This window comes from Dinoroseobacter sp. S375 (assembly GCF_049800775.1).
Taxonomy (GTDB): Bacteria; Pseudomonadota; Alphaproteobacteria; order Rhodobacterales; family Rhodobacteraceae; genus Dinoroseobacter.
The window spans coordinates 1-9,194 of the sequence record NZ_JBNAFR010000020.1; the positions used below are offsets into that span (position 1 = coordinate 1).

At 65.2% G+C, this 9,194-nt stretch carries 10 protein-coding genes; 4 read left to right on the plus strand and 6 right to left on the minus strand.

Going from position 1 to position 9,194, the window contains the following annotated elements; genetic code table 11:
• Positions 1 to 116 precede the first annotated feature (116 nt).
• A complete protein-coding gene (locus ACP150_RS22145; protein ID WP_424966972.1) occupies positions 117 to 1,046 on the minus strand; it encodes an electron transfer flavoprotein subunit alpha/FixB family protein in 930 nt (309 codons plus the stop codon).
• Positions 1,046 to 1,804 carry an electron transfer flavoprotein subunit beta/FixA family protein gene (locus ACP150_RS22150; RefSeq protein ID WP_424966971.1) on the minus strand — a complete coding sequence of 253 codons (759 nt, stop codon included), beginning with the start codon at positions 1,802 to 1,804 and terminating at the stop codon, positions 1,046 to 1,048. The genes ACP150_RS22145 and ACP150_RS22150 overlap by 1 nt, the downstream gene beginning before the upstream one ends.
• Positions 1,805 to 2,013: 209 nt before the next feature.
• Between ACP150_RS22150 and ACP150_RS22155 the strand changes: the two genes are divergently transcribed.
• Positions 2,014 to 2,364: a hypothetical protein gene (locus ACP150_RS22155; RefSeq protein WP_424968907.1), complete on the plus strand. Its 351-nt coding sequence runs from the start codon at positions 2,014 to 2,016 to the stop codon at positions 2,362 to 2,364.
• Between the two features lie 113 nt (positions 2,365 to 2,477).
• Here ACP150_RS22155 and ACP150_RS22160 read toward each other — a convergent pair whose 3' ends face one another.
• From ACP150_RS22160 to ACP150_RS22175, 4 genes are all read right to left on the minus strand, one after another.
• The gene (locus tag ACP150_RS22160; protein ID WP_424968908.1) at positions 2,478 to 3,050 is read right to left on the minus strand and encodes a cob(I)yrinic acid a,c-diamide adenosyltransferase; all 573 of its coding nucleotides are present in this window, start codon (positions 3,048 to 3,050) and stop codon (positions 2,478 to 2,480) included.
• Between the two features lie 3 nt (positions 3,051 to 3,053).
• Positions 3,054 to 3,269 carry a twin transmembrane helix small protein gene (locus ACP150_RS22165; protein WP_424968909.1) on the minus strand — a complete coding sequence of 72 codons (216 nt, stop codon included), beginning with the start codon at positions 3,267 to 3,269 and terminating at the stop codon, positions 3,054 to 3,056.
• Positions 3,270 to 3,351: 82 nt separating this feature from the next.
• Positions 3,352 to 4,185, minus strand: a complete 834-nt coding sequence (locus tag ACP150_RS22170; RefSeq protein WP_424968910.1) for an SDR family NAD(P)-dependent oxidoreductase — start codon at positions 4,183 to 4,185, stop codon at positions 3,352 to 3,354.
• A gap of 66 nt (positions 4,186 to 4,251) precedes the next feature.
• Positions 4,252 to 4,839 carry an SH3 domain-containing protein gene (locus ACP150_RS22175; RefSeq protein WP_424968911.1) on the minus strand — a complete coding sequence of 196 codons (588 nt, stop codon included), beginning with the start codon at positions 4,837 to 4,839 and terminating at the stop codon, positions 4,252 to 4,254.
• 71 nt (positions 4,840 to 4,910) lie between these two features.
• Here ACP150_RS22175 and parC point away from each other — a divergent pair, with 71 nt between their 5' ends.
• The 3 genes from parC to tuf all read left to right on the plus strand — a co-directional run.
• Positions 4,911 to 7,241 carry a DNA topoisomerase IV subunit A gene (gene parC / locus ACP150_RS22180; protein WP_424968912.1) on the plus strand — a complete coding sequence of 777 codons (2,331 nt, stop codon included), beginning with the start codon at positions 4,911 to 4,913 and terminating at the stop codon, positions 7,239 to 7,241.
• 29 nt (positions 7,242 to 7,270) lie between these two features.
• The gene (locus tag ACP150_RS22185; RefSeq protein ID WP_424968913.1) at positions 7,271 to 7,918 is read left to right on the plus strand and encodes a hypothetical protein; all 648 of its coding nucleotides are present in this window, start codon (positions 7,271 to 7,273) and stop codon (positions 7,916 to 7,918) included.
• A gap of 140 nt (positions 7,919 to 8,058) precedes the next feature.
• Positions 8,059 to 9,194, plus strand: a 1,136-nt coding sequence (gene tuf / locus ACP150_RS22190) for an elongation factor Tu (protein ID WP_424968687.1), incomplete at its 3' end; no start/stop codon positions are given.

A 9,194-nucleotide genomic window follows, 5' to 3' on the forward strand; every position in this document is an offset into this window, starting at 1 on the left:
AAGGCCGGAGGATTATCTCCGGCCTTTGTGTTTGGTTTGGGCCCGGGTTTGTCCGGGTTGTGTCCGGGTCTGTCTTGGGGCGGGGTTTGGGCCGCTGTTCCGGGTCGTCGTCGTCCTCAGCCGAGTTTTTCGGTGAGTTCGGGGACGGCGGCGAAGAGGTCGGCGACCAGGCCGTAATCGGCGACCTGAAAGATCGGGGCCTCCTCGTCCTTGTTGATCGCCACGATCACCTTGCTGTCCTTCATCCCGGCCAGGTGCTGGATCGCGCCCGAGATGCCCACGGCCACGTAGAGATCCGGCGCCACCACCTTGCCGGTCTGCCCGACCTGCCAGTCATTCGGCGCGTAGCCGCTATCGACCGCGGCGCGCGAGGCGCCCACGGCGGCCCCCAGCGTGTCGGCGAGCTTCTCGATCATGGCGAAGTCCTCTTCGGAGCCCACGCCGCGCCCGCCAGAGACCACCACGCCCGCGGAGGTCAGCTCGGGCCGGTCGCTCTCGGCGACCTTGTCCTCGACCCAGGCGCTCAGGCCTGGATTGTCGCCCGCCGCGATCTCTTCGACCGGCGCGCTGCCGCCGGTCTCGGCCGCATCGAAGGTCGAGGTCCGGAAGGTGATCACCTTGGTCGCATCCGCCGATCTCACGGTCTGGATCGCGTTGCCCGCATAGATCGGCCGGTCGAACGTGTCCGCATCCACCACGGCCACCACATCCGACAGCACCATCACATCCAGAAGGGCGGCCACCCGGGGCATGATGTTCTTGGCATCGGTCGTCGCCGGCGCCACCACATGGGAATAGCCCTCGGCCAGGGACGCGATCAGCGCCGCCACCGGCTCGGCCAGGCGATGCCCGTAAAGCGCATCCTCGGCCACCAGCACCTTGGCCACGCCCGAGATCGTCGCCGCCTCGGCCGCCGCCGCCTTGGCCGACGCGCCCACGCAGAGCAGCGTCACCTCACCCAGAGCCGCGCTCGCGCTGACGGCCTTGGCGGTGGCATCCATCGCCAGCGCCCCATCGGTTACTTCTGCCAGACACAAAACAGCCATCAGACAGCTCCTGCTTCCTTGAGTTTCGACACCAGCTCATCCACCGAGCCGACCTTGATCCCGGCGGCGCGCTCGGCCGGCTCGGAGGTCTTGACCACGCTCAGGCGCGGGGCCACATCGACGCCGTAATCGGCCGGCGTCTTCTCATCCAGAGGCTTCTTCTTGGCCTTCATGATATTGGGCAGCGAGGCGTAGCGCGGCTCGTTGAGGCGCAGATCCACGCTGACAATCGCCGGCAGCGAGACCTTGATCGTCTGCAAGCCGCCATCGACCTCGCGGGTCACGCTGGCGCTGTCGCCCTCGACGCTGAGCTCGGAGGCAAAGGTCGCCTGGGACCAGCCCAGAAGCGCGCTGAGCATCTGGCCCGTGGCGTTCATGTCATTGTCGATCGCCTGCTTGCCGCAGAGCACGAGCCCCGGCTCTTCGTCCTTGACCACCGCCGCGAGCAGCTTGGCCACGGCCAGAGGCTCGATATCGGTGTGCACATCCTCGGCCGCATTGATCAGGATCGCCCGATCCGCACCCATGGCCAGCGCCGTGCGCAGGGTCTCCTGGGACTGCTTGACGCCGATCGACACCGCCACAACTTCCGTGGCCGTCCCCGCCTCCTTCAGACGGATCGCCTCTTCCACGGCAATCTCGTCAAACGGGTTCATCGACATCTTCACATTCGCAAGATCAACACCGCTCCCATCCGCCTTAACACGGACCTTCACGTTATAATCAATAACGCGCTTCACAGGCACCAATACCTTCATAAGACCATGTCTCCTGTTTGTACGCCGCCGGGGCGGGGCGCAAAGAACTCTTTGGCACGGATTTAGCGGGTTACGCGCGGGGAAAACAGCGCAAAATGGTCTGACTTGACCCTTCCGACGCGGCGTTCTTTGACGCATGCGCCCCGGTCGGCGGGATCGGCGGGAATGTGCTAGACTGGCGGTATTTTCAGAATGTGGAGGATTGAGATATGCGATTTGTGCCTTTGTTGACCCTCGTCGAGGTTCTGGTGGTGCTGGCCCTTCTTGCGGCGCTGGCGGCGGTGCTTCTGGGCTTGCGGTCCGCAGCCGAAGGGGCCCTGACCCCGCGCGCCCTGCCCGGGGCCGGGCTGGGGGCCAAAGCCCCCAAGCCCAAGCCGACGCCGGTGGCCGATATCACCCGCACCGGTGTCCTGCTCAATCAGGCGCTTGCGCAAGAGAGCTTTGATGCCGCGCTCTGTGCCGAGCTGATCGCCCTGCGCGACCGGCTCAAGGCGGATGGCCGTTTTGGCGACCTCGTGGCAGATATCGATGGGGTGCTGGCCAGCCATTGTGATGGGTGACCCTTCGCGAAGGGGCGTGGCGGTGGCCGCCAATGCCCACGCTTTGGTCACCCGTTGCATGGGTCGCCTTCGGCAACAAGCCGACCCGCGGGTCTACCATTGACCTCCGGGGATCAGCGGTTGGCGCCCGGAACCCACAGCACATCCGTGCTGCCATTGTCATTGGCGACGCGCCCGGCCACGAAGAACCAGTCCGACAGCCGGTTGAGGTATTTCACCGCCGCGGGGTTCACGGCCTCCATCGTTGCCAATTCGACCGACAGGCGCTCGGCGCGCCGCGAGACGGTCCGGCACAGGTGCAGATGGGCCGCGAGCGCGGAGCCTCCAGGCAGGATGAAGCTGCGCAGGGGTTCGAGATCCTTGTTCATCGCGTCGATCTCGGCCTCCAGGCGTGCCACCTGGCTGTCGGCCATGCGCAGGGGCGGGTACTCGGCCTCGGCGTCTTTTTCCATGTCCGGGCGGCAGAGATCGGCACCGAGATCGAAGAGGTCATTCTGGATCATCGCGAGCTGCGCATCCATCTCGCCCGTCGCGTGGAGCCGCGCGAGCCCGACGGTCGCATTGGTTTCGTCCACCGTGCCATAGGCCGTGACCCGCGTGGAATGCTTGGCCACGCGCGCGCCGCTGCCCAGAGCGGTTTCGCCCGCATCGCCGGTTTTCGTGTAGATCTTGTTGAGAACAACCACCTGTTATCCCTCGCCTGTGGTTTGTCGCCGGATGAAGACGAACAGAAGTATCAAGAGCACTGCGATGAACTGCGCGGCGATGCGCCAGCGCATGGCCTTGTTGGCGTATTTCTTGTTGAAGTCGCCGCCTTTCGCAAAGCTGCCTATGCCGAAGAGCAAGATGCCGACGACGGCCAGCATGGCAAGTGCCATGACGATGAAGAGCGGATCCTGGGCCATGCGGTCCTCTGCGTGTTGTCCGAGTTGGGTTGCTACCTAGGCGGGTGGCGCGAAAAAGCGAAGAGGGTCGGCGGAAAAACCGCTAGCCCGCCTTGCGGATCAGCGCGTCGAGCCAGCGGGTCGGCAGCAGCCTGCGCGCAAAGCCCATGATGTAGGTCGGTGTGGTCACGTAGTAGCGCGGGCGCGGTCGCGGGCTTTCCAGCGCATGGATCAGCTTGTCGGTCACCGCCTTGGGTGGCAGCTCGAATCTGTCCGGGCCACTGTCGTCATAAAGCCTCTTGAGCAGTCGGGTCTCGTAATCCTCCGCGCGCGGTGAGTCGCGCCATTTGATCCATTTCACGAAATGCGGGATCGAGTTCTCGCGGATCCGCGACGTGATCGGCCCGGGCTCGATCAGAATGACATGGATCCCCGTTCCCGCCATCTCGATGCGCAAGGTATCCGTCAGCCCCTCAAGCGCGAACTTGGTGGACACGTAACTGGCGCGCCAGGGCAGGGTGACAAAGCCCAGCACGCTGGAATTCTGGATGATCCGTCCATGGCCCTGCGCGCGCATCACCGGCAGGATCCGCCGGGTCAGTTCGTGCCAGCCAAAGAAGTTCGCCTCGAAATTCGCGCGCAGGGCGTCCGTGGGCAGATCTTCCACCGCGCCGGGGATCGCGTGGGCGCCATTGTTGAACAGCGCATCCAGCGTGCCGCCCGTCGCCGCCAGAACCTCGGCAAGCCCGGCTTCGATGCTCGCCGTGTCCGTGTAGTCGATCCTGGGGCTCTCGAACCCTTCGCCCGCCAGCCGGTCGCAATCGCGCTGCTTCTTGCAGGAGGCAAAGACCCGCCAGCCCCGCGCCCGCAGGTCATGGGCCGCCGCATAGCCGATCCCGGAGGAACAGCCGGTGATGAGGATCGAACGTTCTGTCATGGCGAAATCAGTGACCGGCTTGCGGGGGGAGCGCAAGCCGGTTTGGTCCGGGGGCTGTGGCCTGGCTCAGCCCTCCAGTTCCTCGAGGAACCGGGCGGACATGTATCCGACGCGGGAGCGCGCTTCGCCATCGGCGAGGGTCCGCAGCTTGGCCCAGCCGCCTTTTTCGGCCAAAAGGATCACGCGATCGCCTTCGCGCAGCTTGCCGATGACGCTGAACCGCGTGCTGGGGCCGTTGCGCAGGTTGACGACGCTGCCGGTGACTACCGCACGCGGATCGGGGGGCGTGAGGTCCGCGTCGAGCGCGTCCGCTGCATCGGGCAGGCTGCGCGTGGATTTCTGAACCTGCGGTGCCGGTTCCGACGCAGGGGCTGCAGCGGCAGGCGCGGTAAACCCGGCCTGCACGATCTGCGCGACGGGCGCGGCCTTCTCGGGCTTGGCTTGCGGCGTGGGCTCTGGCGACACCGAGGCCGGAACGACCGGCAGGTCGGAAGCCGACACGATCACCTCAACCTCCTCGGTAGGGGGTGTCGCCGCTTCGGGCTGTGGCAGGAGTGGATCAAAGGTCGCACGTTCAGGGCGCGGAGCCTCCGCGCCGAATTGCATCCATCCAAACAGCATCGCGAGCAGCGCGAGCGAGAGTTTCAAAGCCATACTCAACCTCCATACCAGTCTGCTGCGTCGGCGCGCTTGCCGCAGCCGCGCGGCGCGGCTACACAGCATCTATGAGCGACACGACAGACGACCCCAACATGGACGATCCGCAAGAGGATCCCGGCGCGGCCCAAAGTTCTGAGCCGTTGCGCCGCGCGATTGGCGAGCGCTATCTGCAATATGCGCTCAGCACGATCATGCACCGCGCCCTGCCGGATGCCCGGGACGGGCTCAAGCCCGTGCACCGTCGTATCCTTTATGCAATGCGCGAGCTGCGGTTAAGTTCCAGTGGAGGCTTCAGAAAGTCCGCCAAGATTTCTGGCGACGTGATGGGGAACTACCACCCCCACGGGGATGCCGCGATCTATGATGCCATGGCGCGGCTCGCTCAGGATTTCGCCGTGCGCTATCCGCTCGTTGATGGGCAGGGGAATTTCGGCAATATCGACGGGGACAACCCGGCGGCCAGCCGCTATACCGAGGCCCGCCTGACCGCGGCGGCCGAGGCCCTGATGGAGGGGCTGACCGAGAACGCGGTCGATTACCGGGACAATTACGACGGCACCCTGACCGAGCCCGAGGTGTTGCCGGCGGCCTTCCCGAACCTTCTGGCCAATGGCGCGAGCGGGATCGCGGTGGGGATGGCGACGAACATCCCGCCCCATAACCTGCACGAGCTGATCGATGGCTGCCTGCACCTGATCAAGGCCCCGAATGCCCGGGACGAGACCCTGCTGGAGCTGATTCCGGGACCGGATTTCCCCACGGGCGGCGTGATCGTGGAGCCGCGCGAGAGTATTGCGCAGGCCTATGCCACCGGGCGCGGCGCGTTCCGCCTGCGCGCGCGCTGGACCAAGGAGGATCTGGGCCGTGGTGTCTGGCAGATCGTGGTCACCGAGATCCCCTATCAGGTTCAGAAGTCCAAGCTGATCGAGAAGATCGCGGATCTGATCCAGACCAAGAAGGTGCCGATCCTCGCCGATATCCGGGATGAGAGCGCCGATGATGTGCGCATCGTGCTCGAGCCGCGCTCCAAGAATGTGGATCCCGAGGTCCTGATGGGCACGCTCTTCCGGCTCTCGGAACTCGAGACTCGCTTCTCGCTGAACATGAACGTGCTGATCGACGGGCGCACGCCCAAGGTCTGTTCCCTGCGCGAGGTGCTGCGGGCCTTTCTCGATCATCGCCGCGACGTGCTGCAGCGCCGCTCGCGTCACCGTTTGGCCAAGATCGATCACCGGCTCGAAGTGCTCGAAGGCTTCCTGATCGCGTTCCTGAACCTTGACCGGGTGATCGACATCATCCGCTATGATGACGACCCCAAGGGCGCGCTGATGCGCGAGGATTGGGGTAGGACCCATATCCGCGCCACGGACGAATCCGACTACAAGACCCCGGCCCCGGGCGAGGGCGAGCTGACCGAGGTGCAGGCCGAGGCGATCCTCAACATGCGCCTGCGCTCCCTGCGGCGTCTCGAAGAGATGGAGCTTATTTCGGAGCGCGACGCCCTGATGGCCGAGCGTGCCGAGCTGGAGGATCTGCTCGCCGATGAGGGGCTGCAATGGGCGCGCATCGCCGAGGAGCTGCGCGAGGTCCGCAAGCAGTTCGGCAAGGGCACCACGCTGGGCGCACGCCGCACGGATTTCGCCGAAGCGGCGGAGGTGGCGGAGGTCACCCTTGAGGATATGATCGAGCGCGAGCCGATCACGGTGGTCTGCTCCAAGATGGGCTGGATCCGCGCGATGAAGGGCCATATCGCGCTCGACTCCGCGCTGAAGTTCAAGGATGGCGACGAGGGGCGGTTCATCTTCCATGCCGAGACCACGGACAAGCTTCTGGTCTTCGGCGCGAATGGCCGGTTCTACACCCTGTCCTGCGCGTCCCTGCCGGGCGGGCGCGGGATGGGCGAGCCGATCCGCCTGATGGTCGATCTGCCGAACGAGGCCGAGCTGGTGGATCTTTTCCTCCATGTGCCGGGGCGGCGGCTGATCGTGGCCTCGGATGCGGGGGACGGTTTCATCGTGCCCGAGGTGGATGTGGTCGCGCAGACCCGGGCGGGCAAGCAGGTGCTGAACGTCAAGACGCCCTTCAAGGCCCTGCTGGCGCGCCCCGTGGCAGGCGATGCCATCGCCGTGGTGGGGGAGAACCGCAAGGTGCTGATCTTTGCCGCCGACGAGCTGCCCGAGATGGGACGCGGCAAGGGTGTCCGGCTGCAGAAATACAAGGATGGCGGGCTGAGCGATCTGCGGAGCTTCTCGCGGGCTGAGGGCCTGCAATGGCTCGATGGCGGCGGGCGCACCCGCACCGTGGCGGACCCGGAGCTTGCCGAATGGACAGGCAAGCGCGCGGGCACGGGTCGCATGGCCCCGCGTGGCTTCCCGCGCGACAACAAGTTCACCTGAGACAAGAGGGGCGGGGCATGAGACGAGCGATGACAGCCGGATGCGCGGCGCTGATCTGCGCGGCGCTGGCGGGCTGCGCCAACAATGCGGAACTGCGCGAGGCCCGTCCGCTGGGCGCGTTCGAGCTCGGGTTCAACGTGGTCATTGCCGACAATGCCCAGACCGTTCCGGGCTCGCGGACGGCCAGCGAAGAAGAGCTTGAGGCGGCGATCACCGCCGAGATCGAGCGTCGGTTCCTGCGCTATGACGGGGGGCGGCTCTATCATCTGGGGATAAATGTGGACGGCTATGTGCTTGCGCCGCCGGGGATCCCGATCCTGCTCTCACCGAAATCCGCACTGATCGTCAGCGTGAATGTCTGGGATGACACGCTGGGGGAGAAGCTGACGGAGAATGCCAAGCAGTTCACCGTGCTCGAGAGCTTCTCGACCGATGCGGTGGTGGGCTCGGGCTTTACCATGACCGCCGAAGAGCAGCTTCTCAATCTGGCGCAGAATGCCAGTGCCCAGATCGAGACATGGCTGTCCCAGAACCCCGATTGGTTCGACTATCCCGTTGTCACCAATCCCTTCGAGGAGGGGATGACCTTCGAGGTTGACGTGACCGAGATTGCCCGGGGCACCGAGACCGGCGAAGAGGGGGTGCCGCGCCCGATCCGGCGCCCGGCCAGCTCCTAGACGCCACAGTCACGGATTGATCGTCCGGGCGCGGAACTGCCGTGCATTTGGGCGCTTGATTTTTCCCTCAGACAAAAGTACGCAGCCCGCGATATCGCAACGGGTCCGGAGCGACCCCCAAAGACGAGGCGCCGTGCATCATGGCTAAGGAAAAGTTTGAGCGTTCTAAACCGCATGTTAACATCGGCACGATCGGGCATGTTGACCACGGCAAGACGACGCTGACGGCTGCGATCACCAAGCAGTTTGGCGACTTCAAAGCCTATGACGAGATTGACGGCGCGCCGGAAGAGAAGGCCCGCGGGATCACGATCTCGACCGCGCATGTGGAATACGAGACGGACGCCCGTCACTACGCCCATGTGGACTGCCCGGGTCACGCCGACTACGTCAAGAACATGATCACCGGTGCGGCCCAGATGGACGGCGCGATCCTCGTGGTGAACGCGGCCGACGGCCCGATGCCCCAGACCCGCGAGCACATCCTGCTCGGCCGTCAGGTGGGCATCCCCTACATGGTCGTCTTCATGAACAAGGTGGACCAGGTCGACGACGAAGAGCTCCTGGAGCTGGTCGAGATGGAAATCCGCGAGCTTCTGGACAGCTACGAGTACCCGGGCGACGACATTCCGATCGTTGCGGGCTCCGCTCTGGCAGCCCTCGAGGGCCGTGACGACGCGATCGGCACCGAGAAGATCGCCGAGCTGATGGCGGCTGTGGATGACTACATCCCGACCCCGGCGCGCGCCGTGGACCAGCCCTTCCTGATGCCGATCGAGGACGTGTTCTCGATCTCCGGCCGCGGCACGGTTGTGACCGGTCGTGTGGAGCGTGGCGTGATCAATGTGGGCGACGAGATCGAAATCGTCGGCATCCGCGACACCACCAAGACCACCTGCACCGGTGTGGAAATGTTCCGCAAGCTGCTGGATCGCGGTGAAGCGGGCGACAATATCGGCGCCCTGCTGCGCGGTGTGGACCGTGAAGGTGTCGAGCGTGGTCAGGTTCTCTGCAAGCCGGGCTCCGTGACGCCGCACACCAAGTTCGAAGCCGAAGCCTACATCCTGACCAAGGATGAGGGTGGCCGTCACACGCCGTTCTTCGCGAACTACCGTCCGCAGTTCTACTTCCGGACGACGGATGTGACCGGGACCGTGACGCTGCCGGAAGGCACCGAGATGGTGATGCCGGGCGACAACCTGAAATTCGGTGTCGAGCTGATCGCCCCGATCGCCATGGAAGACGGCCTCCGCTTCGCCATCCGCGAAGGCGGCCG